Source organism: Pseudomonas protegens CHA0, assembly GCF_000397205.1.
Taxonomy (GTDB): Bacteria; Pseudomonadota; Gammaproteobacteria; order Pseudomonadales; family Pseudomonadaceae; genus Aquipseudomonas; species Aquipseudomonas protegens.
Genome location: NC_021237.1, coordinates 5,671,907 through 5,695,275, shown reverse-complemented (window position 1 = coordinate 5,695,275; position 23,369 = coordinate 5,671,907). Strand labels below are relative to the sequence as shown.

Annotated in this window: 21 protein-coding genes and 1 riboswitch; of the genes, 13 read left to right on the top strand and 8 right to left on the bottom strand. The window is 62.5% G+C overall.

Annotated features, from left to right (window positions below):
• Nucleotides 1–1,137: 1,137 nt before the first annotated feature.
• Entirely contained in the window at nt 1,138–1,956 is an 819-nt protein-coding gene (locus PFLCHA0_RS25360; RefSeq protein ID WP_011063371.1) for a M48 family metallopeptidase, read from the top strand.
• Nucleotides 1,957–2,041: 85 nt separating this feature from the next.
• Here PFLCHA0_RS25360 and PFLCHA0_RS25355 read toward each other — a convergent pair whose 3' ends face one another.
• The 3 genes from PFLCHA0_RS25355 to PFLCHA0_RS25345 form a co-directional block, all read right to left on the bottom strand.
• Entirely contained in the window at nt 2,042–2,626 is a 585-nt protein-coding gene (locus tag PFLCHA0_RS25355) for a TMEM165/GDT1 family protein (protein ID WP_011063370.1), read from the bottom strand.
• A gap of 91 nt (nt 2,627–2,717) precedes the next feature.
• Nucleotides 2,718–2,841: riboswitch (yybP-ykoY riboswitch) on the bottom strand.
• Between the two features lie 51 nt (nt 2,842–2,892).
• Nucleotides 2,893–3,891, bottom strand: coding sequence for a class I SAM-dependent methyltransferase (locus tag PFLCHA0_RS25350; RefSeq protein ID WP_015636950.1), 999 nt, complete (start codon nt 3,889–3,891; stop codon nt 2,893–2,895).
• A 31-nt stretch (nt 3,892–3,922) separates the two neighbouring features.
• Nucleotides 3,923–4,888 carry a 2-hydroxyacid dehydrogenase gene (locus PFLCHA0_RS25345; protein WP_015636949.1) on the bottom strand — a complete coding sequence of 322 codons (966 nt, stop codon included), beginning with the start codon at nt 4,886–4,888 and terminating at the stop codon, nt 3,923–3,925.
• An 84-nt stretch (nt 4,889–4,972) separates the two neighbouring features.
• Between PFLCHA0_RS25345 and PFLCHA0_RS25340 the strand changes: the two genes are divergently transcribed.
• Nucleotides 4,973–5,602, top strand: coding sequence for a LysE family translocator (locus PFLCHA0_RS25340; RefSeq protein ID WP_011063367.1), 630 nt, complete (start codon nt 4,973–4,975; stop codon nt 5,600–5,602).
• Here PFLCHA0_RS25340 and PFLCHA0_RS25335 read toward each other — a convergent pair.
• The gene (locus tag PFLCHA0_RS25335) at nt 5,586–6,359 is read right to left on the bottom strand and encodes an AraC family transcriptional regulator (protein WP_015636948.1); all 774 of its coding nucleotides are present in this window, start codon (nt 6,357–6,359) and stop codon (nt 5,586–5,588) included. The two genes, PFLCHA0_RS25340 and PFLCHA0_RS25335, sit on opposite strands and share 17 nt — an antisense overlap.
• A gap of 87 nt (nt 6,360–6,446) precedes the next feature.
• On the opposite strand from PFLCHA0_RS25335, the gene PFLCHA0_RS25330 reads away from it, so the two are divergent.
• The 5 genes from PFLCHA0_RS25330 to PFLCHA0_RS25310 all read left to right on the top strand — a co-directional run bounded on the left by PFLCHA0_RS25330 (nt 6,447) and on the right by PFLCHA0_RS25310 (nt 16,113).
• Nucleotides 6,447–7,631 carry an MFS transporter gene (locus tag PFLCHA0_RS25330; RefSeq protein WP_015636947.1) on the top strand — a complete coding sequence of 395 codons (1,185 nt, stop codon included), beginning with the start codon at nt 6,447–6,449 and terminating at the stop codon, nt 7,629–7,631.
• Between the two features lie 146 nt (nt 7,632–7,777).
• On the top strand, nt 7,778–9,460 hold the full coding sequence (locus tag PFLCHA0_RS25325) for a fatty acid--CoA ligase (protein ID WP_015636946.1): 1,683 nt from the start codon (nt 7,778–7,780) through the stop codon (nt 9,458–9,460).
• A gap of 338 nt (nt 9,461–9,798) precedes the next feature.
• Nucleotides 9,799–11,688: a DUF1302 domain-containing protein gene (locus PFLCHA0_RS25320; protein WP_015636945.1), complete on the top strand. Its 1,890-nt coding sequence runs from the start codon at nt 9,799–9,801 to the stop codon at nt 11,686–11,688.
• Nucleotides 11,689–11,718: 30 nt separating this feature from the next.
• The gene (locus PFLCHA0_RS25315) at nt 11,719–13,083 is read left to right on the top strand and encodes a DUF1329 domain-containing protein (protein ID WP_011063362.1); all 1,365 of its coding nucleotides are present in this window, start codon (nt 11,719–11,721) and stop codon (nt 13,081–13,083) included.
• A gap of 294 nt (nt 13,084–13,377) precedes the next feature.
• Nucleotides 13,378–16,113, top strand: a complete 2,736-nt coding sequence (locus PFLCHA0_RS25310; protein WP_015636944.1) for a LuxR C-terminal-related transcriptional regulator — start codon at nt 13,378–13,380, stop codon at nt 16,111–16,113.
• Between the two features lie 24 nt (nt 16,114–16,137).
• Here the strand turns inward: PFLCHA0_RS25310 and PFLCHA0_RS25305 are convergent, their stop codons facing one another.
• The 3 genes from PFLCHA0_RS25305 to PFLCHA0_RS25295 form a co-directional block, all read right to left on the bottom strand.
• Nucleotides 16,138–17,040, bottom strand: a complete 903-nt coding sequence (locus PFLCHA0_RS25305; RefSeq protein WP_011063360.1) for a LysR family transcriptional regulator — start codon at nt 17,038–17,040, stop codon at nt 16,138–16,140.
• A 232-nt stretch (nt 17,041–17,272) separates the two neighbouring features.
• Nucleotides 17,273–18,604 (bottom strand): sensor histidine kinase, encoded by a 1,332-nt coding sequence (locus PFLCHA0_RS25300; RefSeq protein ID WP_015636943.1) that lies wholly within the window; start codon nt 18,602–18,604, stop codon nt 17,273–17,275.
• Nucleotides 18,597–19,271 (bottom strand): response regulator transcription factor, encoded by a 675-nt coding sequence (locus tag PFLCHA0_RS25295; protein WP_011063358.1) that lies wholly within the window; start codon nt 19,269–19,271, stop codon nt 18,597–18,599. Before PFLCHA0_RS25295 ends, PFLCHA0_RS25300 begins: the two co-directional genes overlap by 8 nt.
• A gap of 139 nt (nt 19,272–19,410) precedes the next feature.
• On the opposite strand from PFLCHA0_RS25295, the gene PFLCHA0_RS31750 reads away from it, so the two are divergent.
• The 5 genes from PFLCHA0_RS31750 to PFLCHA0_RS25275 all read left to right on the top strand — a co-directional run bounded on the left by PFLCHA0_RS31750 (nt 19,411) and on the right by PFLCHA0_RS25275 (nt 22,067).
• A complete protein-coding gene (locus PFLCHA0_RS31750) occupies nt 19,411–19,593 on the top strand; it encodes a hypothetical protein (RefSeq protein ID WP_011063357.1) in 183 nt (60 codons plus the stop codon).
• Nucleotides 19,574–19,828, top strand: coding sequence for a hypothetical protein (locus PFLCHA0_RS25290; RefSeq protein ID WP_015636941.1), 255 nt, complete (start codon nt 19,574–19,576; stop codon nt 19,826–19,828). Before PFLCHA0_RS31750 ends, PFLCHA0_RS25290 begins: the two co-directional genes overlap by 20 nt.
• Before the next feature lie 165 nt (nt 19,829–19,993).
• Nucleotides 19,994–20,494, top strand: coding sequence for a methylated-DNA--[protein]-cysteine S-methyltransferase (locus tag PFLCHA0_RS25285; RefSeq protein ID WP_015636940.1), 501 nt, complete (start codon nt 19,994–19,996; stop codon nt 20,492–20,494).
• A gap of 58 nt (nt 20,495–20,552) precedes the next feature.
• A complete protein-coding gene (locus PFLCHA0_RS25280; protein WP_015636939.1) occupies nt 20,553–21,197 on the top strand; it encodes an MBL fold metallo-hydrolase in 645 nt (214 codons plus the stop codon).
• Between the two features lie 111 nt (nt 21,198–21,308).
• The gene (locus PFLCHA0_RS25275) at nt 21,309–22,067 is read left to right on the top strand and encodes an OmpA family lipoprotein (RefSeq protein ID WP_011063337.1); all 759 of its coding nucleotides are present in this window, start codon (nt 21,309–21,311) and stop codon (nt 22,065–22,067) included.
• Nucleotides 22,068–22,143: 76 nt separating this feature from the next.
• Here the strand turns inward: PFLCHA0_RS25275 and PFLCHA0_RS25270 are convergent, their stop codons facing one another.
• Nucleotides 22,144–22,578, bottom strand: a complete 435-nt coding sequence (locus tag PFLCHA0_RS25270) for a Z-ring associated ZapG family protein (protein ID WP_011063336.1) — start codon at nt 22,576–22,578, stop codon at nt 22,144–22,146.
• Between the two features lie 144 nt (nt 22,579–22,722).
• Here PFLCHA0_RS25270 and PFLCHA0_RS25265 point away from each other — a divergent pair, with 144 nt between their 5' ends.
• Complete coding sequence (locus PFLCHA0_RS25265) at nt 22,723–23,352, top strand: alpha/beta hydrolase (RefSeq protein ID WP_015636938.1); 630 nt, start codon at nt 22,723–22,725, stop codon at nt 23,350–23,352.
• Nucleotides 23,353–23,369 lie beyond the last annotated feature (17 nt).

The window sequence follows — 23,369 nt, the reverse complement described above, 5'->3', positions numbered from 1 at the left end:
GCTGAGCACGTCGCTGACTTTTTCACCGAACTTGCTCGAGTCCTTGGTATAGGCGACCAGGCGACCGTTACCGCCGATCAGGGCCATGTGCCCGGCGCCGCCGTAGAGCTTCTGGTTGGCGCCCACCAGCATGTCCTGGATGAAGTTCACTGACAGGTCGGCACCCACGATGCCCTGGAACTTGCCGTTGAGCAGGATCGGCTGAATAAAGGAGGCCAGCATCACCACCTTGTCGCCGACCTTGTAGGGAGCGGGGTCGATGGCGCAAGGCTTTAGGCTGTCCTGGGAGCAGAGGTAGTACTCGCTGGCGCGCACGCCGGTGGAAAGCAGGGTCCGATCATTGACGTCGGCCAGTTTGTCCAGGCCCAGGCTGCCGTCTTCATTGCGGAACCACCAGGGCAGGAAGCGGCCGTTTGCTGCATCGATACCCACCACCGAGGTGCCTACGTAGGCAGCGTCGTCATGGTCGATGGCGCCGGGTTCCCAGCCAATGTACGCACCGAGGATCTTCGGGTTCTGGGTGACGTTTTCCTTGATCAGGGCAATCAGTTGTTCACGGCTCAGGCTCAGCCCGGCATGGCCTTGCGAGTCCTGGGTGCCCATCAGCGCATTGACCCGCACCAGGCCGCCGGCGATCAGCAGGGGCGCTTCCAGTTCGCGCTGGATCTGGCTGACCTGGGTCTGCGCCAGGCCGCTCAGGCGTTGTTCGATGACCTGTTCGAACTGGGCCTGGGTACGGTCTTGCACCATCTGCTGGGTCCTGGCCCCGGAGAACAGGGCGTACAGCACCAGGGCTGCAACCACGCTGAGAACGATGGCGCCGGCCAGGGCGGCGACGGAAAACTGGATCGACTTGAACTTCATAGAGGCTCCGGGCGCAGGAATTTAGGTCTGCCGAGCTGTATCGGCCGCTGCAGCGCTGGCCATTAGCCTTACACGGAAAAATGACTGTTTCAGGGAGCTTGATGTCGTTCTTGGCAAGCTGTGGGGGTAACCCGGGCGGGATTTGCGGGAGGAATGAATTTTCTCCTGCAAGGCAGATATGTATCTGAAATGCGACCGATTGCTGTTTTTACATCTGGCGCGGATACATTTCCGCCCTTAGGATACGCGCCACGTTTTCAGGGAGGTTTCATGATGAAGAAGTCATTGGTCGTATGTGCATTGAGTGCCGCAGTACTGCTCAGCGGTTGTGAAACGGTCAATACCACCAGCGGTGGCGTGGTCGGTGTGGATCGCAAGCAATCCATGTTCAGCATGGTTTCCAGCGCTGAAGTGAACCAGTCCTATGCCCAGTCCTATCAGCAGACTCTGGGTGAAGCCAGCAGCCAGGGCGTACTGGACAAGACCAGCGCCAACGCCAAGCGCCTGCAGGTCATTGCCAACCGCCTGATTGCCCAGGCGCCGACTTTCCGCCCCGACTGCGCGCAGTGGAAATGGGAAGTCAACCTGATCAAGAGCGACGAGCTCAACGCCAACTGCGGTCCTGGCGGCAAGATCATTTTCTACTCCGGGCTGATCGAGAAGCTCAAACTCACCGACGATGAAATCGCCGCGGTCATGGGCCATGAAATTGCCCACGCCCTGCGCGAGCACGGTCGCGAAGCCATGTCCAAGCAGTACGCGGTCGGTGCCGGCAAGCAGATCGCCACCTTGTTCGGCGTTCCGCAGGAAACCGTAGCCCTGGGCGACAACGGGGTGAACCTGCTGATGACTCTGCCCAACAGCCGCGAGAATGAAAACGAAGCGGACCTGATCGGCCTGGAACTGGCCGCCCGTGCCGGTTACAACCCGAATGCGGCCATCAGCCTGTGGAACAAGATGGGCCAGGCTGCCGGTGGCTCCGCGCCGCCCGAGTTCATGAGCACTCACCCGGCTTCCACCAGCCGTATCGCTTCCTTGCAGGCGGCGATTCCCAAGGTGATGCCGCTGTATCAGGCCGCCAAGAAGTCCTGATCCCTTCGCGTCATTGTCGATGACGCTGTCGCCGGCACGCCGGCTCCTACGGGTTGCGTAGGGGCCAGCTTGCCGGCGATTTCGTTTATACCCAGCCGCTGATCTGCATGGCCTTGTACACCGCCACCACGGCGAGGATGAAGAAGGCCGACGCCGCCAGGCGACGGATCAGGGTCAGGGGCAGCTTGTCTGCGGCGAAGTTGCCTGCCAGGACCACCGGTACGTTGGCAATCAGCATGCCCAGGGTGGTACCGATGATCACCAGCCACAGATCCGGGTACTGCGCCGCCAGCATGACGGTGGCGACCTGGGTCTTGTCACCGATTTCTGCCAGGAAGAAGGCGATCAGGGTGGTCAGGAATGGGCCGAACTTGCGTGCGGTATTGGCTTCGTCGTCGTCCATCTTGTCCGGAACCAGGGTCCACAGCGCGGTGGCGGTGAAGCTGGCGGCGAGGATCCAGTGCAGGGTCGAGTCCGAGAAGAAGCTGCCGAACCAGGCGCCTACCGCACCGGCCGCCGCGTGGTTGGCCAGGGTCGCGGCAACGATGCCGGCGATGATCGGCCAGGGTTTGCGAAAACGTGCGGCGAGAATCAGGGCAAGCAGTTGCGTCTTGTCGCCGATTTCGGCCAAGGCAACGATTGCGGTGGGAACGAGCAGGGAGTCCAGCATCATCAGGGTTTTCCTAAGGGGCGGGTCGACACGGCTATGACACGTACAGCCTTCCCGCCCCGGGTAAGGTGTGCGTGTCATAGGTCTTGTCAAACCCTGCGGTCCGTCTGTGCGGACTCTTGGGTCGCATGCGCCATGGTCTGTTGACCAAGTATGTTGACGCATGCCGGACGAGCGTGGCGCTCGTGGGAGACTACTCCCCTAGGACGGAGCGGATTCTGCCTAGGCAAAACCCTTTCGGCAAGCCTTGTTTGCGAAAAAGGATTTCAGCCGCGCTTGGCCCGATAAATGCGAAAGCCCTGGCCTTCGGCCTTGATCGCACAGGGCCCCAGGTGCTCTTCGATCAGCGGCTGGTAGCGCAGGAAGCTGTTGGCAACTACTCGCAGTTCTCCACCTTTTTGCAGATGTTTGGCTGCTTTTCGCAGCAGGTTTTCCGTTGCCTGGTAGTCGGTATGGACCCCGGTGTGGAAGGGCGGATTGGTCAGGATGCCGTTCAGCCCCATGGGCGCGGCGTCGATTCCGTCACCGGTCAGCACCTCGGCTTCCAGGCCGTTGGCCGCCAGGGTCAGGCGGCTGCTGGCGGCGGCGAAGGCGTCCACATCCAGCAGGGTCACGCGGCTGTCCGGGTAGCGGCGTTTCACGGTGGCCCCGAGCACTCCGGCACCGCAGCCGAAGTCCAGCAGGTGGCCGGCGGGCAGGTGGTCCAGGTGCTCCAGCAGCAGCGCGGTGCCGCGATCCAGCCGGCCATGGCTGAACACCCCCGGCAGGCTGATGACTTTCAGCGGGCCTTCGGCCAGCGGCAGTTCGTACTCATGGGCCAGGCTCTGCAGGGTGAGCGGTTCGGGAGCATTGGCCACCGTGACCTGCCACAGCTGGCAGTGCCGGGCGCTATCGAGCTTGCGCGGTTTGCCGAAGGGGTTGAGTTGCTTGGCCGCACTCTCCACGCCGCTGCGCTTCTCGCCCACCAGGTACAGTTCGCGCCCGGCCAGGCGCGAGGCCAGGGCGTTGAGCAGGTAGTCGGTGAGGTCCTTGGATTTGGGCAGGAACAGCACGGCGCTGTCGAAGGATTGGGCCGGTGCGTCTACGCCAAAGTGACTGCGGCCGGGAAAGCGCGCCTCCAGGGCTGCCTGGTCGCCGGCGTGCCAGCTCCAGCCCCGGGCATTGGGCAGGCGGCCCAGCAGATCGTCGGCGGCCAGGCCGGCCAGCAGCAGTGAGCCTTGAAACAATTCAGCCTGACGCAACAGTACTTCACTGCGTGTGTCCATGATCCGCCCCCGAAAAAAGTGGCGAAGTTTATCAACTCACGACCCGCAGCGGGGCGCCGCTGAAGAAGGCGTGGGCGTTTTCCGTCAATTGACCGACGATTCGCTGGCGGGCCTCGCGGCTGCCCCAGGCGTTGTGTGGAGTGACGATCAGGCGCGGAATGTCGCCGGCCAGCAGGGGGTTGCCAGCCACCGGGGGTTCGACGCTGAGCACATCGGTGGCTGCACCACCCAGGTGACCATTGCGCAATGCATCGGCCAGGGCCTGTTCATCGATCAGCCCCCCGCGGGCGGTGTTGACCACCAGGGCTCCGGGCTTGAGCAGGGCCAGTTCCCGGGCACCGATAAAGTGGCGGGTGTGCTCGTTGAGGGGGCAGTGCAGGGTCAGGGCGTCCACTTGCGGCAGCAGTTCCTCCAGCGGCAGGCGGTCCGGGCGGGTCGGGCGGCCTGGAATCTGCCCCAGCAGCATACGCATGCCAAAGGCTTCGGCCAGGCGGGCCACCGCGCTGCCCAGTTCGCCATTGCCCAGCAGGCCCAGGGTCTTGCCCGCCAGTTCGATGATCGGGTAGTCCAGCAGGCAGAACTGACTGGCCTGTTGCCAGCGCCCGGCAGCCACGGCCTGCTGGTAATCGGCGACCCGGGTGGCCAGGTTGAGCAGCAGCATCAGGGTGTGCTGGGCCACCGAGGGAGTGCCGTAGCCCTGGCAGTTGCTGACGGTGATCCCCTGCTTGCGGGCTGCGGCCAGGTCGACATTGTTGGTGCCGGTGGCGGCCACCAGGATCAGTTGCAGGTCGGGGCAGGCGGCCAGGGTTTCGGCTGTCAGTGCCACCTTGTTGCTGATGGCCACCCGGGCGCCCTGCAGGCGTTCGGCGACCTGTTCCGGCGCTGTGTGGGCATGTACTTGCAGAGGGCTGAAGCTGTCATGCAGCGCACCCAGGTCCAGGTCACCGAGGTCCAGTGAGCTGTGATCGAGGAAGACGGCGCGGCGATTGTTAGTCATGAACTGTACCTTTTGCACGAGGGTTCTAAGGCGTAATCTGCCGAGCCTAACAGATGAAATAATTAGACATACACAGGAGCCTGCATGTACTTCACCGAGTTCTTGACCGTTGCCCTCATCCATCTTCTGGCAGTGGCCAGCCCCGGCCCGGACTTCGCCGTGGTGGTGCGTGAAAGCGTGACCCACGGCCGTCGAGCCGGCACCTGGACCGCGCTGGGCGTGGGCTGCGCAATCTTCCTGCACGTGGGTTACTCGCTGCTGGGGATCGGCCTGATCGTTTCCCAGTCCATCGTTCTGTTCAACGCACTGAAGTGGCTGGCTGCGGCCTACCTGCTGTACATCGGCTACAAGGCCCTGCGTGCCCAGCCGGCCAAACCGGCGGCCGACGACCTGCACAAGGAAGCCGGGGTCCGCACTGCGCGTGGGGCCTTCACTTCAGGCTTTGTCACCAATGGCCTGAACCCCAAGGCGACGCTGTTCTTTCTCTCGCTGTTCACCGTGGTGATCAACCCGCATACGCCGCTGGCGATCCAGGCCGGGTATGGCGTGTATCTGGCGGTGGCCACCGCTGTGTGGTTCTGCCTGGTGGCCATGCTCTTCAGCCAGCAGCGGGTTCGTGCCGGCTTTGCCCGCATGGGCCACTGGTTCGACCGCACCATGGGCGCAGTGCTGATCGCCATCGGCGTGAAGCTGGCCTTCACCGAGATGCATTGATTGCGCTGAGCTGATTCAAGGCCGCCACGTAATGCCGTGGCGTATCCCCGAGCAAACGGCAGAACATCGCGCTGAAGGCCCGGGCGCTGCCGTATCCCAGCGAGTCGGCCACGCTGTGCACGCTTTCCCCGGCGAGCAGGCGTGGCAGGGCTTCCATCAGGCGCACCTGCTGGCGCCAGGCATTGAAATTCATCTGCACCTGCTGCTGGAACAGCCGCGCCAGGGTTCGTGAACTGGCGCCGACCTGCTGCGCCCAGTCTTCCAGGGTGTGGGGGTGATCCGGGGTCTGTATCAAGGTCCGGCAGATGGCTTGCAAGCGCCGGTCCTGGGGCATGGGAATGTGCAGCGGAAGGTTTTCCAGGGCGGCGATTTCTTCCAGCATCAATTGCTGGATCAAGGGGTTTTCCGCTTGTTCCGGACCTTGCACGGCACGCAGGATCAACTCCCGCAGCAGCGGTGTGACCGCCAGGACGCAGCATTGGCGCAATGCGGGCGCTGACAGCTCCGGGTCGATGAACAGAGAGCGCATGCGCACCTCGCCGACCATGAAGATTTCATGCTCCACCAGTGGCGGGATCCACACCGCCCGGCTCGGTGGGATCACCCAGGCGCCCTGGGCGGTGACCAGGCGCATGGTGCCGCAGGCGGCGTAGAGAAACTGCGCCTCGCGATGGCGGTGCAATGGTTGATGCCCGGCGTCGGGGTAGTCCCGGGGATAGGCGCTGACCGGCCCATGGTGGAAGTGGTCGATTAACATGTCCGGTCCAATGACTTTGTTGTCAGAAATGCGGTGGATTGCCAAATTAGCATAGGCGGCACAACAACCAACCCCCGGTGTGTCGCCATGAATCAAGCCCGAAACGTCATCCGCTACGTCAACGCCGCCCATGTCATCGATCACATGTTCATGCTGATCTTTCCCGCTGCCGTGCTGGGCATGACCCAGGCCTTTGGCCTGGACTATGCCGGGCTGATCGGTCTGTCCCTGGGTGGTTTCATCGCTTTTGGCGCCTGTTCGCTACCGGCCGGTTGGCTGGGGGATCACTGGAGTCGGCGGCAGATGATGCTGCTGTTCTTTTTCGGCATCGGTGGCGCTTCGATCCTCACCGGGCTCAGTAATAGCCCGAGCATGCTGGTGATCGGGCTGACCCTGATGGGAATATTCGCCGCTATCTATCATCCGGTGGGCACCGCGATGCTGGTGGCCTATGCGCAGAATCGCGGGCGCGAGATCGGCATCAACGGTATGTGGGGCAACCTCGGCGTGGCCTTCTCGGCCTTGATTACCGGCTTGCTGGTGGCGCAGTTCGGCTGGCGCTCGGCGTTCATCCTGCCGGGGAGCGTGGCCATCCTTCTGGGTGTCGGCTTTGCCTTGCAGGTGCGTGACGAGCCTGCCCCCGCACGCGCCCATGTGCCGCTCAAGGGCAAGGGCGGGCAGCAGATCTCCATGTTCCTGGTGTTCGGCGTGCTGGCCCTGGCCACAGCCACTGGCGGGGTGGTCTTCAACGCCACCACCATGACTTACCCGAAGCTGTTCCAGGAACGCCTGCATGAATTGTTCACCTCGCCGCAGACCCTGGGGGTGGTGGTCAGCCTGGCCTATGCCTTCGGCGCAGTGGCGCAGTTGTTGATCGGCCGGGTATTGCACCGCTTCAGCCTGAAGTGGCCGTTCATCATTTTGACCCTGCTCCAGGCCCCGTTGCTGCTGGCGATGGCCGACAGCCAGGGTTGGGGTGTGATCGTCCTGGGTGCGGCCTTCATGTTCGTGGTGTTCGGCCAGGTCACGGTGAACGATGCCATGGTCGCCAACTTCGTTGCGCCCCAGTGGCAGTCGCGAATCTTCGCCTTGCGTTACTGCCTGTCGTTCGGTGCCAGTGCCACGGCGATTCCGCTGATTGCTCTGGTGGAACCGCGTCAGGGCCTGAGTGGCCTGTACCTGGTCCTGGCGGGGGTCGCGGCGCTGACGTTTGCCGCGGCGCTGGCCTTTCCCCGCACCCCGGCGGAGGCAGCCGTGGGGCAAAGCGCCTGAGGTCGTGCAGGGCCGTAACAATACTGGCCTGAAGCTAGTATTTGTACGGCCCTGCAAATCATTCCTTTGGCTGATTTAGCGGGCGCGCAGGAGCTCTAGAGTGGTTATCCTCCAGTCACGACCGAGCCGTCAGAAAAGGGATTCTTATGTTGCAGACTCGCGTTATTCCTCCCGCCGAAGGCGCCTACCAATACCCACTTCTGATCAAGCGCTTGCTGATGTCCGGCACCCGCTACGAAAAAACCCGCGAGATCATCTACCGTGACCAGTTGCGCTACACCTATCCGACCCTGATCGAGCGGGTGGCGCGCCTGGCCAATGTGCTGACCGCGGCCGGGGTCAGGGCGGGGGACACCGTGGCGGTCATGGACTGGGACAGCCATCGCTACCTGGAGTGCATGTTTGCCATCCCGATGATCGGTGCGGTGATCCACACCATCAACGTGCGTCTGTCGCCGGAGCAGATTCTCTACACCATGAACCATGCCGAGGACCGCTTCGTGCTGGTCAACAGCGAGTTCGTCGGCCTGTACCAGGCGATTGCCGGGCACCTGACCACGGTGGAGAAAACCCTGCTGCTCACCGATGCCCCGGAGAAAACTGCCGAGCTGCCGAACCTGGTGGGCGAGTACGAGACCTTGCTCGCCGCCGCCGGCCCCCAGTACGCGTTCGAGGATTTCGACGAGAACTCGGTGGCCACCACCTTCTACACCACCGGCACCACCGGCAACCCCAAGGGCGTGTACTTCACCCACCGCCAGCTGGTGCTGCACACCCTGGGGGTGTCCACCATCATGGGGGCCATCGACAGCGTGCGCCTGCTGGGCACCAACGATGTGTACATGCCCATCACCCCGATGTTCCACGTGCACGCCTGGGGCTTGCCGTACGTGGCCACCATGCTCGGGCTCAAGCAGGTCTATCCCGGGCGCTACGACCCGGAGTACCTGGTGGAGCTGTGGCGCCGGGAGAAGGTCACCTTCTCTCACTGCGTGCCGACCATCCTGCAGATGGTGCTCAATGCCAAGGCGGCCCAGGGTACGGATTTCGGCGGCTGGAAGATCGTCATCGGCGGCAGTGCGCTGAACCGCGCGCTGTACGAGGCGGCCAAGGCCAAGGGCATCCAGCTGACGGCTGCCTACGGCATGTCGGAAACCGGACCGCTGGTGTCCTGTGCACACCTGAACGATGAACTGATGGCGGGCAGCGAGGACGAGCGCACCACCTACCGCATCAAGGCCGGAGTACCGGGGCCGCTGGTGGAGGCGGCGATCATCGATGCCGAAGGCAACTTCCTCCCGGCGGACGGCGAGGCCCAGGGCGAGCTGGTGCTGCGGGCGCCCTGGCTGAGCGAAGGTTATTTCAACGAGCCGCAAAAAGGCGCCGAGCTCTGGGAAGGCGGCTGGCTGCATACCGGTGACGTGGCAACCCTGGACAGCATGGGGGTGATCGACATCCGCGACCGGATCAAGGACGTGATCAAGACCGGTGGCGAGTGGATCTCCTCCCTGGACCTGGAGGACCTCATCAGCCGCCACGTGGCGGTACGTGAAGTAGCAGTGGTGGGCATTGCCGATCCGCAGTGGGGCGAACGCCCATTCGCCCTGCTGGTCATCCGCGAGGGCCATGAGATTGGCGCCCGCGAGCTCAAGGAACACCTCAAGCCCTTCGTCGAGCTGGGCCACCTGAGCAAGTGGGCGATTCCCAGTCAGATCGCCCTTGTTACTGAAATTCCCAAGACCAGCGTTGGCAAGCTCGACAAGAAGCGCATCCGCGTCGACATCAGCGAGTGGCAGGCCAGCAACAGCACCTTCCTCTCCACGCTCTGAGCGTCCTCTGCCGTGCCCGCCAGGGCACGGCATGCCCACCCGGCAAGCCTTTGCCTTGTACTCACGGATTTTTCAGTCATTCTTGCCGCGCCGTTTTTCAAAGGTTATGGCAAAGGGCTGTTCCAGTGCGGTGGGTGGCTGCAAATCACACTTTAGAGGGATCAAGCAGTAATCCCTGCTGGATATAGTCCGTTCACGGATTTTTCTGAACGACGGAGCATTGCGGGGTGCTCGCGCCACGCAACTTCGGAGCCGGGACAAGTGTTCATTCAACCGGTATTCGAAGCGTTTTCAGAAGAGCGTACTGCCATAACAATAATGCACATGGAGTAGCGTCGATGACATCAGCAAACCAGTTCTGGCGCCGGGCGAAACTGCCCCTGGCCGTCGGTCTCGCCTCCACGCTCGCCGGGCCGGCATTCGGCGTCAGCTTCAATATCGGTGAAATCGAAGGCAGCTTCGATTCGTCCCTGTCGGTGGGGGCCAGTTGGTCGACCGCCGGGCGCAACAAGGACCTGATCGGGGTCAACAACGGCGGCAAGGGCCTGTCCCAGACCACCGATGACGGCCACTTGAACTTCAACAAGGGCCAGACCTTCTCGAAGATCTTCAAGGGTATCCATGACCTGGAATTGAAGTACGGCGATACCGGTGTGTTTGTCCGTGGCAAGTACTGGTATGACTTCAAGCTCCAGGACGAAGACCTGGACTTCAAGAACGTCAGCAACGACAACCGTAAAGAGGGCGCCAAGTCTTCCGGCGGGCAGATTCTCGATGCCTTCATCTATCACAACTATTCCATTGCCGATGAGCCGGGCTCCGTGCGTTTCGGTAAGCAGGTGGTGAGCTGGGGCGAAAGTACCTTCATTGGTGGCGGTATCAACTCGATCAACCCGATCGACGTGTCGGCGTTCCGCCGTCCCGGTGCCGAGGTCAAGGAAGGTCTGATTCCGGTCAACATGTTCTACATCTCCCAGAACCTGACCGAGAACCTGTCGGCCGAAGCGTTCTACCAGTTGGAATGGGACCAGACCGTTACCGATAACTGCGGCACCTTCTTCTCGCAGCCGGACAACATTTCCGATGGCTGTGACGACAACCTGCGACTGCTGGCCAAGCGTTCGACCATCGCCGCCACGGCACCGGGGCGCGCGGCCCTGGCCGCGATGCAGGCTCGTGGTGTCGACGTCAACGAAGAAGGCACGCTGGTGCGTCGCAGTGGCGACCGCGATGCCCGTGACAGCGGCCAGTTCGGTGCGGCGTTCCACTACAACTTCGAGCCGCTGGACACCGAGTTCGGCGCCTACTTCATGAACTATCACAGCCGAGCGCCGATCTTCAGTGCCACGGCGGCACCACAGTCGGCTTACAACATTGCTCCTGGCTTCGGCACTTTGGCGCCGGTATGGATCGCCGGTAATTCGAAGTACTTCGTTGAGTATCCAGAAGACATTCGCCTGTATGGCTTGAGTTTCTCCACCACCCTGCCTACGGGGACGGCCTGGAGCGGTGAAATCAGCTACCGGCCGAATGCGCCTGTACAACTCAACTCTACCGATATTCTCTATTCCGCCGTTCGACCTCTGAAGGGGGCATTTGCCAACGCCTCGTTGCTTGAAGGTGTAGCGGGGCAGGACCTTCACGGCTATCGCCGCAAAGAAGTCACTCAGTTCCAGACCACCTTCACGCACTTCTTCGATCAAGTCATGGGCGCCAGCCGTCTGACGCTGGTGGGTGAGGTGGGGGTTACCCACGTCGGCGGTCTCGAGAGCAAGTCGGATGTCCGCTATGGACGTGATCCGGTGTTTGGTCCTGGCGCCTTGCCAGCCACCGGCGGGCAAAACACCTGTCGTGCGCTTAACTCCACCACCATTGCCGGTGCAGGTCCTGGCGCAGACGCCAGCAATCTGAGCGCCAACTGCAACAACGATGGCTTCACCACCGCCACCTCCTGGGGCTACCGCGGCCGTGCCATTTGGGAGTACCCGGATGTGTTCGCTGGTGTGAACCTCAAGCCGAACGTGGCTTGGTCCCATGACGTCAAGGGTTACTCGCCAGGTCCTGGCGGCAACTTCGAAGAAGGCCGCAAGGCCATCAGCCTGGGGCTGGATGCCGAGTACCAGAACACCTACACCGCGAGCCTGGCCTACACCAACTTCTTCGGTGGCGACTACAGCACCGTGGATGACCGGGATTTCCTCGCCTTGAGCGTTGGCGTGAACTTCTAAGCACACTGCATTTTCAGGAAGAACAACAATATGAAAATCACCAAGAGTCTGTTGCACGTCGGTGTGCTGGGACTGTCACTGCTGGCCACCGGGGTCATGGCCGCGGTCTCGGCCGATGAAGCCGCCAAGCTGGGTACCAGCCTGACGCCGATGGGCGCGGAAATGGCCGGCAATGCCGCCGGCACCATTCCGGCCTGGAAGCCACTGGCGACCAATGCTGGCACCGTGGACAGCAAGGGTTTCCTGTCCAACCCCTACGGCAGCGAGCAGCCGCTGTTCACCATCACCGCGCAGAACGTCGAGCAGTACAAGGACAAGCTGGCGCCGGGGCAGTACGCGATGTTCAAGCGCTACCCGGAAACCTTCAAGATGCCGGTCTACCCGTCCCATCGCGGGGCCACCGTGCCGGCTGACGTGTTCGCCGCGATCAAGCGCAACGCCACCAGCACCAACCTGGTGTCCGGCGGCAACGGCCTGGAGAACTTCGAAACCGCGATTCCGTTCCCGATCCCGAAAAGCGGCGTGGAAGTCATCTGGAACCACATCACCCGCTATCGCGGTGGCAGTGTGACCCGCCTGGTGACCCAGGCCACGCCACAGGCCAACGGCTCCTACAGCCTGGTGTACTTCCAGGACCAGTTCGTGTTCCGCGACAAGATGAAGGACTACGATCCGAAGAACCCGGGCAACATCCTGTTCTACTTCAAGCAGAAAGTGACCGCGCCGGCGCGCCTGGCCGGTGGCGTGCTGCTGGTGCACGAAACCCTCGACCAAGTGAAGGAGCCGCGCTCGGCCTGGGTCTACAACGCTGGCCAGCGCCGCGTACGCCGCGCCCCGCAAGTGTCCTATGACGGTCCGGGTACCGCTGCCGACGGCCTGCGTACTTCCGACAACCTGGACATGTACAACGGTGCGCCGGATCGCTACGACTGGAAGCTGGAAGGCAAGAAGGAGATGTACATCGCTTCCGACAGCTACAAGCTCGACTCGCCGACCCTGAAGTACGCCGACATCATCAAGGCCGGCCACATCAACCAGGACCTGGCTCGCTATGAGCTGCGCCGGGTCTGGCATGTGGTGGCAACCTTGAAGGAAGGCCAGCGCCATATCTACGCCAAGCGTGACTTCTACATCGACGAAGACACCTGGCAGGCAGCGGTGATCGACCACTACGACGGTCGTGGCCAGCTGTGGCGCGTGGCCGAGGCTCACGCCGAGAACTACTACGACAAGCAAGTGCCGTGGTACGCCCTGGAAACCCTCTACGACCTGCAGTCCGGCCGCTACCTGGCCCTAGGCATGAAGAACGAAGAGAAACAGGCCTACGACTTCGGTTTCACCGCCACCACCAGCGATTTCACCCCAGCCGCCCTGCGTCAGGACGGGGTTCGCTGAGCCGCTGCAAATAGAGGCCGCATCCTCGGAAAAAGCCCCGACCTGGTTCGGGGCTTTTTTTTGCCTGAGGGCCCGGCCTTGGAATCCATCCAGGTACAGGCAGCTTTCTCGAAGCTAATTAGCCACTTAATCAATAAATAAACGAAATATCTTTTAATCATTCAGAGTTATCTGACCAATTTGCTCATAGTCTTTTTCGCCCGAATGGTCGCAAAAATCTTCAACAGGTGGCCTTTTACCGCTAGTCTGCGGACATCTGCTACGCCGACAACCGTACATCAATAAGAGTTGGCCATGACTGACCTGTCCCCCCTGCAACGGCCTGCCAGCGCGGTGATCCCCGCTCTGGAGGGGCGTTTTTATCGACCCCCCCTGCCCGATGGATACGTGCAGCGGCCGCGTCTTTGCGAGCGTCTGAGCGCCGGGTTGAAGGGGCGATTGCTGCTGGTCTGTGCGCCTGCCGGGTTTGGCAAGAGCTCGCTGGCCGTGGAGTTTTGCCAGGGGCTGCCGGATAACTGGCAGAGCCTGTGGCTGGGGTTGAGCCGCCGGGACAGCGATCCCGGGCGTTTCCTCGAGCGTCTGTTGGCCGGTCTGCAGCAGTACTTTCCCCAATTGGGACGGCAGTCCCTGGGCCTGTTGAAAATGCGTCAGCGTCACCAGCCCTTCGCCTTTGAAGAGTGGCTGGACGGCCTGCTGGATGAGCTGGCGGTGCAATTGACCGGTGCCAGTCCGTTATTGCTGGTGCTGGACGACTATCACCTGGCCCAGGGGCCGGTCCTCGATCGTTGCCTGCAGTTTTTTCTCAATCACCTGCCCGATGGCTTGCTGGTGCTGGTCACCAGCCGCCAACGCCCGGACTGGCACCTGGCGCGGCTGCGGTTGTCCCGGCAACTGCTGGAGCTGCACGAGCAGGATTTGCGCCTGACCCACGACGAATCCCTGAGCCTGCTCGACCGGCACAGCAGTTCGCTGCGCGGCGAAGCCCTGGAAAACCTGATTCAGCGCAGCGAAGGCTGGGTGGCCGGGCTGCGTTTCTGGTTGCTGGCGGCATCCGAGGCGGGAGCCGGGGGCGCGCTACCCCAGGGCCTGCATGGCGGGGAAGGGCTGATCCGCGACTACCTGCTGGAAGAGGTCATCGACTGCCTGCCCGCCGAAGTGCAGTCATTCCTGTATGACACGGCGCCCCAGGAGCGGTTTTGCGCCGAGCTGTGCGATGCCCTTCGCGAAGCCCATGACAGCGCCGAGATCCTGGGTTTCCTCCAGGCCCACCAGGTATTCCTGGTGCCCCTGGATGAACACGGCCATTGGTATCGTTATCACCACCTGTTTTCCGACCTGCTGCGCACCCGGCCCACGGCCAATGCCCTGGTGCCAGCGGCCAGCCTGCACCTGCGCGCCTGCCGCTGGTTCAACGCCCAGGGGCTGCTCGACGAGGCGGTGGAGCAAGCGCTGCGCGCCGGGCACCTGGACGTGGCGGCCAACCTGGTGCAGAACCTGTCCGAAGAGCAACTGCTGGCGGAACAGAACGTCGGCATGCTGCTGCGCTGGAAGATGGACCTGCCCGACAGCCTGCTGATCAGCACGCCGCGGCTGATCGTGCTCTACAGCTGGGCCCTGGGCCTGGCCTGCCAGCTGGATGCGGCGGAGGAACTGGCCAATCACCTGAGTCGTTTCCTGCCGGCCCCTTCGGCCACGGCGCAGAAGTCGATGTTGGCGCAATGGCTGGCCCTGAGCGGAATCATCGCCCGTGGCCGCGGCCAGCGGGAAAACACCCTGGCCTATTGCAGCGAGGCCCTGGAAAGCCTACCGCCCAAACGTTATGGGCAGCGCCTGATGTGCCTGTCGACCTTGTCCAACCTGGCCATTACCGATGCCGATCTGTGGCGGGCCCGCAGCCTCAATCGTGAATCCCTGGAGCTGGCGCAACGGGTCGGCAATCCGTTGTTCGAAGCCCTGGCCCACTACGACCGTGCCCGGGTCCTGCAGGCCCGCGGCGAAGTGCTGCGGGCGCAGGAGGAGGTACACCAGGGGCTGCGGCGCTTGCAGGGCCTGTCGGCCCAGCGGTTGTATGCGGTGCGGGCCCGGTTGACCCTGTATGACGGTTATCTGCTGACCCTGCGCGCCCAGCCCGAGGCCGGCCTGTTGCGCTTGCAGGCCGGCCTGGTGGAGGCCCGGGCCTGTCGCGATATCAGCGTGCTGATCGGTCACTGCGTGATCGCCAAGCAGGAAGGCCTGGGTGGCGAGTTCTCCCGAGCCTTCGCCGAGCTGGCGGAAGCCGAGCGCTTGATGCACATCTGGGACGTGCCACCGATCTATTACCTGGCAATGATCACCCTGGTGAAATGCGAGCTGTGGCTGGCCCAGGGGCGTACCGATCTGGCCGAAGCCTGGCTGGCCCGCCTGGGCCAGACCTACACCGGCGAACAGGCGGCGGCGCCACCGGAGTTCCATCCGCAACTGCCGTTGCACATCGAATTGCAGCAAGCCCAGCTTGAAAGCATCAAGGGCGACCTGAGCCGGGCGGAGCAGCGCTTGAATCGGTTGGTCGAGCATGGCCAGCAAAGCGGCCGGCAGTTGCTGAGCGTCATGGCCCTGACCCAGAAAGCCGCACTGTTGCTGGCGGCCGGTCGCGGTCCGCAGGCCCGCCAGGACCTGGCCCAGGCTCTGGAGGCCGGGGTTGGAGGCGCGGTGCAGCCGTTCATGGCATTGCTCCATGGCCATCCCGTCTGGATGCGTGAGCAGTTGCAGCAGGGCGTATCGACAGCCCTGACCCAGGCGTTGCTGGAGCGGTTGCCGGCAGCATCGCGTGAACCTCAGGAGATCGTGGCCCATAACGAGTCCTTGAGCTCCCGGGAGCTTTCAGTGTTGCAGTTGATCGCCCAGGGCTGCTCCAACCAGGAAATCAGCGAGCGCCTGTTCATCTCGTTGCATACGGTGAAGACCCATGCCAGCCATATCAACAGCAAGCTGGGGGTAGAGCGCCGGACCCAGGCCGTGGCCCGGGCCCAGGAGCTGGGGTTGCTGGGGTAGGCGCTGCGCCACTGGCTGCCGGGGCTAGCGGGCCAGGTGCTCCTTGCAGTAGTCGGCGAACAACCGCGCCGGCTTGGTCAATTGGCCACGTTTGAGCCAGGCGGCCACCAGGCCTGAACCTGTGACGTCCTCGACAATGTCGACACACACCACCGGCTTGCCATCGTAGGAAAAAGGCGAGTGGGGGCGGGTGACCAGGATCGAGAAACCGAAGCCCTGGCCGACCATCCCGCGCACCATCTCGATGGACGGTGAGCTGAAGGCAATCTGCGGCGTCAGCCCCAGTTCTTCGAACAGGCTGACGAAATAGGTGCGGCTCGGTTGCACGTCCAGCAGGATCATCGGCTCCAGGCACAGGTCGCGCAGCGATACCTGGGGCTGCTTGGCGTAGCGATGGCCGGCCGGCAGCAAGGCGTAAGGCCGTTGCGGCGGCATCAGTGGCTCGGTTTCGATGGTGCCGTCCAGGTCATGCTCATAGAGGATCGCCAGATCGAACGCGCCACCGGTCAGGCCCTGTACCAGTTCCTGCTGTTCGCCATCACGGATGCGGATTTCCACCCCGGGATAGAGCGCGCTGAAGCCGGCGATCAGTTGTGGCAGGTACAGCGGTGCCACGGTTTCGAAGCAGCCGATGTCGATCTGTCCGGCGACCACGTCGTTGTCTGCCAGGGCGTTCTGCTCGAACTCCTTGGCCATGCGCAGCAGCTCCTGGGCCTTGCGGTAGAAACGTGCCCCGCTGGGGGTCAGGGAGACGCCGAGGGCATGGTGACGAATCAGCAATTGCACGCCGAAGCTGTCCTCCAGGCCCTTGATGGCGGTGGAGATCGACGGCTGGGCAATGTACAGCTTGCGTGATGCCTCGGCGACGCTACCGCACTCGACGGTGGTGATGAAGTACTTCAGTTGACGCAGATTGTAGGCAGCCACAGCGAACCTCGTTCTTTGCCCGGGCACGGGGGAAGGGCGGCCGGGTCAGGGTGACCCGGGACTTGCATGCATCACCGCGCATGCAGTGCGCTTGATGCAAGCAAGTTACGCACCGGCAAGGCTCCCCCGGCGTGTTTTTTTGTCCCGCAACAATACTCACAAGTGCCGGGAGGGAGGGCATGACCAAGGCAGTTTTTTCATCGCTTGCGAGCACATTTTTCCTCGCTTGGCTTCAGGCACTCTCCTCGCCGGGGTCGGCGGGCGGGGCTTCTTCGGTCGGGGTGGCGTCGAAGTCCAGGGTGACGCTGAAGCGTTGCTCCTCCACCAGCACGTCGATGCGCCAGCCCAGGCGGGCACACAACTGGCGCATCAGTTCCAGGCCCAGGCCGTAGCCGTAGTCGCTGGAAGGCTCGATCTGCTTGGCTTCGCGGATGCGGTTGAGAATGCGCAGGCGCGGGTAGTCGAAGTGGATCTCGATGGTGCCGTCATCGGCATATTGCAGGGCGTTGCGCAGGAAATTGCCGACCACGATTCGGCAGGCGGTCAGGGGCAGGCGGCAGGGCGTGGTGCTGATGTCCAGGGTCAGTTCGATATCCCGTGTACCGATCAGGTAGTGCTGCTCCTGGATCAGCTCGTTGACCAGCCCGCTCATGTCGATGGGCTCCTCGGGCAGGGCTTCGGGCAGCTCGCGGCTCATCCACAGCAAGGTCTCGGCGATGCGCTGCATGTTCAGCACCGAGCGTTCGATACGTTGCAGGGGCGGCGGCAGGGCGCCGCCGGATTGCAGGGTCAGCAGCTCGATATTGGCCTTGAGCACTGCCAGCGGGGTACGCAGTTCATGGCTGGTGTAGCGCAGCAGCCGGCCTTCACGCAGGCTGGCTGCCTGGACCTGTTGGATGCTCTGGGCCAGGGCGTCGGCGAGCATATTGAATTCCTTGAAGCTGAAATTGGGCCGTTCGCCGGCAACCGTGTCGGGGTCCTTGAGGGTACTGGACCACTGGGACAGGCGGCCCAGGGGCCGCACCAGCCACCAGACCAGCAGCGCAATGATGATCAGCGCCGGTATGAACACCGCCAGGCTGATGAAAATCACCCCGTGCAGTTCACGGTCCAGGTAGGCGTCGGACAGTGGCGTCTCGACTTCGCCACCTTCTTCCTGGTCATGGTCGACGTCGTACATGTACAGGGTCTTGCCGTCCGCCAGGGGTTGGGCAAGGATCGCCCGGCCTTCATCGTCGTCATCGGAATCCAGGTCGCCAAAGACCTGGACTGCACCGAAGGACAGGCTCGGGGGCGTGTCCAGCAATTGGCGGACCTTCTCGGGCAGCGCCTCCTTGCCGATGACGCTGGTATAGAAATAGTTGTGCGGCGGCGGGGTCGTGGGGTCCTTGTTGTAGTGCCTGGCGAAGTACTGGGCTTCTTCCTCCATCATCGCGCTGGCGGTGTAGAGCAGGCCGCGGACGCTGTATTCCGGCAGCAGCAGACTGTAGATCAGCAGTACCACGGCAATCAGCAGCAGGAAGCTGCCGCTGATCACCCATTTCAAACTCAGGCCGTTACGCATGTGACCTCAGCTGTATGCCAATACCGGGAAGGGTGTGGATCAGGGGCTGGTCGAAGGACTTGTCCACAGTCTTGCGCAGCCGGTGCATATGCACCTTGAGGGTGTTGCTGTCGGGCGGCTCGTCGCCCCAGATCGTCGCCTCCAGGCGTTCCCGGGTGACAGGCTCGGGGCTGGCGCGCATCAGGCATTCCAGCAGGGTCCAGCAGATGGGCGACAGGTGCAGTTCCTGGCCGGCGCGGCTGACCTTGCGGGTGGTCAGCTCCATTACCAGGTCGGCCACCTGCAGGCGGCTGGCCTGGCCGCTGCGGCGCAGGCTCAGGGCACGGATCCTGGCCACCAGCTCGGCCAGTTCGAAGGGCTTGACCAGATAATCGTCGGCACCGGCGGCAAAGCTGGCGAGCTTGTCCGACAGGGCATCCAGCGAGGTGAGCATGAGGATGGGGGTCTGGCTGCCGTTCTGGCGCAGTTGTTCGCACAGCTGCTGGCCGTCCAGCCGCGGAAGCATGATGTCGAGGAGGATCACGTCGTAATGCTGGCTCAGGGCCAGGTTAAGGCCGGTCTGGCCGTTGCTGGCGTGGTCGCAGACGATGCCGCCGATTTCCAGGTACTCGATGACGGTATTGGCCAGGTCGAGGTTGTCCTCGACCAGCAGCAGGTGAATATGCACGGAAACGTCCCCTTGGACCCTTGGCACTCGATGGCCCGAAGGATAGCGGAAGCCGAGGCTTTTCCATTGATGTTTACCCGCTGTTAACCCGGCGCTCTCTAAGCTCAGGCTCTTCTTAACTGCAGAGCGCGGCACAGCCATGAACCTGTCTTCAGTGCTCAAAGGCATCCTGCTGGTGTTGATTCTTCTCGGCCTGATGGCTTGCGTCCTGCCGTCCGGGGCACCCATGGTGCGCCTTGGGGACGGCGGCCCCTTGAGCTTGTTCCTGCTGGGGCATGACCTGCAACGGGCGGAGGCCGAGCATGTCGCGGGTATCGTCTGACGATAGCGGCGCCGGCTACACCGACCAGTTGGTGCTGTGTCTGATGCTGATCCTGTGTGTATCCATTTCCCTGGGTGCCTATATCGTGCGCTTCAACGCCCAGATCGACCGCCAGCGCGAGCTGTCGCCGGTGCACTTGCTGGAGTGTGGTCAGGGGCGGGGGGCCTTTATCGTCGACCCCCATGGCCGGCTTAGCAGCAGCGACAATTGCTACCTGGTGGACGAAGACAACTAGCCTCGCCGCCTGGCAGCGCCCAGAATGATCCGCCTTCGAGTTCCAGCGCAAGAAACGAGGTTCTTGCGCTGAAATCTCGTTCTACAGTGCAGGCGTACTGAGATGAAGGCGGCGAACCCCAGGGTTGCCGGCCTGATTTCCCTGGCGGATTGAAGGAGAACTGCGATGTCCTGCGTATTCAAGAAAATGGCGTCCCCGGTTGGCCAACTGACCCTGGTCGCCCGGGGAGCGAAGCTGGCGGCGATTCTGTGGGAGCACGAGCGGCAGAACCGGGTGCGCCTGGGCCCACTGCAGGAAGCCGCGGAGCATCCGCTGTTGCTGGAGACCGAGCGCCAGTTGTGCGAATACTTTGCCGGTACCCGCGAGCGTTTCGAGCTTGAGCTGGACTTTGTCGGCACCGAGTTCCAGCGCCAGGTCTGGCAAGCCCTGCTGACCATTCCTTTCGGCGAAACCCGCAGTTACAGCCAGATCGCCCGACAGATCGGCAATCCCACTGCCGTGCGTGCGGTAGGGGCGGCCAATGGGCGTAATCCGATCTCGATCGTCGCCCCCTGCCACCGGGTGATCGGCGCCTCGGGCAGCCTCACCGGTTTCGCCGGCGGTCTTGAGGCCAAGCAGTTTCTGTTGGCACTAGAAGGCGAGGAAACGTTGCAACTGGCGTTCTGAGTAAGCAGTGGCGGCGAGCTGTGACAGAATGGCCCATCGATTTTTCTGGAGCCTTCCCATGGACGCCGCCAAGCCCAGCCTCATCCGCGAAACCTTCCCCGTCGGCCCGCTGCAGTGCAACTGCACCATCATTGGCGACCCGCTGACCAAGAAAGCCATAGTCGTCGATCCGGGCGGCAACCCCGACCTGATCATGGCGCGCCTGGACGCACTGGGCCTGAAGGTGGTGAGCATCATCCATACCCATGCCCATCTGGATCACTTCCTGGCCTCCGGGCAGATGAAGGAAAAGACCGGCGCCACCCTGCATTTGCACAAGGACGACCAGTTTCTCTGGGACAACCTTGAGATGCAGTGCAGCATGTTCGGCGTGCCCTACACCCCTGTGCCGTCCCCGGATCGCTGGTTGGGTGATGACGAAGAGCTGGCCTGCGGTTGCGGTGTGGCCTTGCACACTCCAGGGCATACCCCAGGTTCCATGAGCTTTTGGTTTTCCGAGGCTAAGCTTCTGATTGCCGGCGACACGCTGTTCAAGCGCGGGGTCGGGCGCACGGATTTGTGGGGTGGCGACCAGGCCACGCTGGTGCGTTCGATCAAGCAGCGTCTCTATACCCTCGACGAAGACGCCACAGTGGTTGCCGGGCACGGCCCAGACACCCGGCTGGGAGATGAGATGCGTCAGAACCCGTTCGTGCGAGCCTGACTATTTGCCCGTCGGTTCACGGAATTTTTGCCGTTCTGCGTGTTCCAACGCCGGCAAAGGTCTATTGCCAACGTCCGCTGCACCACAGAATGCAAAATGTAGGAGCTTTCCATGTTCACCTCACGTCGTTTGATTGTTGTCGCTACTGCTGTGGCCTTGTTGTCCGGCTGCGCTTCGCCTAACCCCTATGACAACCAGGGGCAGGCCGACGGCGGCTCGTCTGGCATGAGTAAAACCGCCAAGTACGGTGGGCTTGGAGCCTTGGCCGGTGCGTTGGCTGGTGCTGCCATCGACCACAACAACCGTGGCAAGGGGGCCTTGATCGGTGCAGCAGTGGTCGGTGCTTCCGCTGCAGGTTATGGCTACTACGCTGACCAGCAGGAGAAAAAACTGCGCGCCAGCATGGCTAACACCGGGGTCGAGGTGCAGCGCCAGGGCGATCAGATCAAGCTGATCATGCCGGGCAATATCACCTTCGCCACTGACTCGGCGAATATCGCGCCCAGCTTCTACCAGCCCCTGAACAACCTGGCCAACTCCCTGCGTGAGTTCAACCAGAACCAGATCGAGATCGTCGGCTACACCGACAGCACCGGCAGCCGTCAGCACAACATGGATCTGTCCCAGCGTCGCGCCCAGAGCGTAGCGACCTACCTGACGTCCCAGGGGGTCAGCGGTTCCAATCTGTCCGCTCGTGGCGCCGGTCCGGACAACCCGATCGCCAGCAACGCCGATGTCAACGGACGTGCGCAGAACCGTCGGGTCGAGGTCAACCTCAAGGCGATTCCGGGCCAGCAATACCAGCAACCGAACCAGCAGTACCAGCAGCCCTATCAGCAGCAAGGTCAGCAATACCAGCAGTATCCCTGACCGGACTGGCTGAACCCCAGGCATAAAAAAGCCCGCCCGATGCAGATCGGGCGGGCTTTTTTAATGCTTAGGCGTATTACTTCTTCAGGCCATATTGCTCGTCGAGCATGCCTGGGGCATTCGGCGTCTTCGGCGCGTAGTCCCGTGGTGGTTCCTGGTCCCGTGGAGGGGTCAGGCGCTCACGTGGAGCCTGCACCGATTCCGAGTGCAAGGCGGCCAGCAGGCGCTGGCGGGTCAGTTCGTCCAAGGCCAGGCGATTGGCGCCCTCGGCGAGGTGATCCTGCACTTCCTGGTAACTCTGGGTCAGCTTCTTGACCAGGGTTGCGGTGCTGTTGAAGTGAGTGACCACTTCATTCTGATAATTGTCGAAACGTTCCTGAATATCATCCAACTGACGCTGCGTGCGGTTAGGCGCGGCATTGGGCAGCAGGCGAGCGACCAGGAATCCAATGGCGACACCCGCGACCAGGGCAAGAGTCGGCAACAACCAAACTAAGAGCGAGTGTTCCACGAGTCCTTCCTCTATAAACGGCTTTGCTTTACGTTAACGGCTCGAACCTGCGCTGTATACCGCGATTCACTCGCAATAGATTGGCACAGACCATTTGTTAGACGAGTCGACCCCCTTCGAGGTCACGGAGTTCCTTCCTTGCTTATGCGTGAAACCCCTGTAGTGATTGCCGGCCCGGTGGGCCAACTGGAAGCCCTGTATCTGCAGGTGCCCGATGCACGTGGGATGGCGCTGATCTGCCACCCCAATCCGGTGCAGGGCGGCACCATGCTCAATAAGGTGGTATCCACCTTGCAGCGCACTGCGCGGGATGCCGGCCTGACCACCCTGCGCTTCAACTACCGTGGCGTGGGCGCCAGTGAAGGCAGCCACGACATGGGCAGCGGTGAAGTCGACGATGCCCAGGCGGCAGCCCAGTGGTTGCAGGCCCAGCATCCGCAACTGCCCTTGACCCTGTTCGGGTTCTCCTTTGGCGGTTTTGTCGCGGCCAGCCTTGGCGGGCGTCTGGAAGGCCAGGGCACGCAGCTCAAGCACTTGTTCATGGTGGCGCCGGCAGTCACCCGCCTGCGTGATAGCGACCTGCTGCCGCAGAACTGCCCGTTGACCCTGATCCAGCCGGAAACCGATGAGGTCATCGACCCTCAGGCGGTCTACGACTGGTCCGACGCGCTTGTTCGCCCCCATGAGCTGCTGAAAGTGGCAGAATGCGGGCACTTTTTTCATGGCAAGCTCACCGATCTGAAAGATCTGGTGCTGCCGCGACTTTCGAATTGATAGCAGTCTGATAAGCG

What these genes read in the sequence shown, in the direction of transcription:
- PFLCHA0_RS25360 (WP_011063371.1), top strand. Translation starts at nt 1,138, where the DNA reads ATGAAGAAGTCATTGGTCGTATGTGCATTGAGTGCCGCAGTACTGCTC.
- PFLCHA0_RS25355 (WP_011063370.1), bottom strand. Translation starts at nt 2,626, where the DNA reads ATGCTGGACTCCCTGCTCGTTCCCACCGCAATCGTTGCCTTGGCCGAA.
- PFLCHA0_RS25350 (WP_015636950.1), bottom strand. Translation starts at nt 3,891, where the DNA reads ATGGACACACGCAGTGAAGTACTGTTGCGTCAGGCTGAATTGTTTCAA.
- PFLCHA0_RS25345 (WP_015636949.1), bottom strand. Translation starts at nt 4,888, where the DNA reads ATGACTAACAATCGCCGCGCCGTCTTCCTCGATCACAGCTCACTGGAC.
- PFLCHA0_RS25340 (WP_011063367.1), top strand. Translation starts at nt 4,973, where the DNA reads ATGTACTTCACCGAGTTCTTGACCGTTGCCCTCATCCATCTTCTGGCA.
- PFLCHA0_RS25335 (WP_015636948.1), bottom strand. Translation starts at nt 6,359, where the DNA reads ATGTTAATCGACCACTTCCACCATGGGCCGGTCAGCGCCTATCCCCGG.
- PFLCHA0_RS25330 (WP_015636947.1), top strand. Translation starts at nt 6,447, where the DNA reads ATGAATCAAGCCCGAAACGTCATCCGCTACGTCAACGCCGCCCATGTC.
- PFLCHA0_RS25325 (WP_015636946.1), top strand. Translation starts at nt 7,778, where the DNA reads ATGTTGCAGACTCGCGTTATTCCTCCCGCCGAAGGCGCCTACCAATAC.
- PFLCHA0_RS25320 (WP_015636945.1), top strand. Translation starts at nt 9,799, where the DNA reads ATGACATCAGCAAACCAGTTCTGGCGCCGGGCGAAACTGCCCCTGGCC.
- PFLCHA0_RS25315 (WP_011063362.1), top strand. Translation starts at nt 11,719, where the DNA reads ATGAAAATCACCAAGAGTCTGTTGCACGTCGGTGTGCTGGGACTGTCA.
- PFLCHA0_RS25310 (WP_015636944.1), top strand. Translation starts at nt 13,378, where the DNA reads ATGACTGACCTGTCCCCCCTGCAACGGCCTGCCAGCGCGGTGATCCCC.
- PFLCHA0_RS25300 (WP_015636943.1), bottom strand. Translation starts at nt 18,604, where the DNA reads ATGCGTAACGGCCTGAGTTTGAAATGGGTGATCAGCGGCAGCTTCCTG.
- PFLCHA0_RS31750 (WP_011063357.1), top strand. Translation starts at nt 19,411, where the DNA reads ATGAACCTGTCTTCAGTGCTCAAAGGCATCCTGCTGGTGTTGATTCTT.
- PFLCHA0_RS25290 (WP_015636941.1), top strand. Translation starts at nt 19,574, where the DNA reads ATGTCGCGGGTATCGTCTGACGATAGCGGCGCCGGCTACACCGACCAG.
- PFLCHA0_RS25285 (WP_015636940.1), top strand. Translation starts at nt 19,994, where the DNA reads ATGTCCTGCGTATTCAAGAAAATGGCGTCCCCGGTTGGCCAACTGACC.
- PFLCHA0_RS25280 (WP_015636939.1), top strand. Translation starts at nt 20,553, where the DNA reads ATGGACGCCGCCAAGCCCAGCCTCATCCGCGAAACCTTCCCCGTCGGC.
- PFLCHA0_RS25275 (WP_011063337.1), top strand. Translation starts at nt 21,309, where the DNA reads ATGTTCACCTCACGTCGTTTGATTGTTGTCGCTACTGCTGTGGCCTTG.
- PFLCHA0_RS25265 (WP_015636938.1), top strand. Translation starts at nt 22,723, where the DNA reads ATGCGTGAAACCCCTGTAGTGATTGCCGGCCCGGTGGGCCAACTGGAA.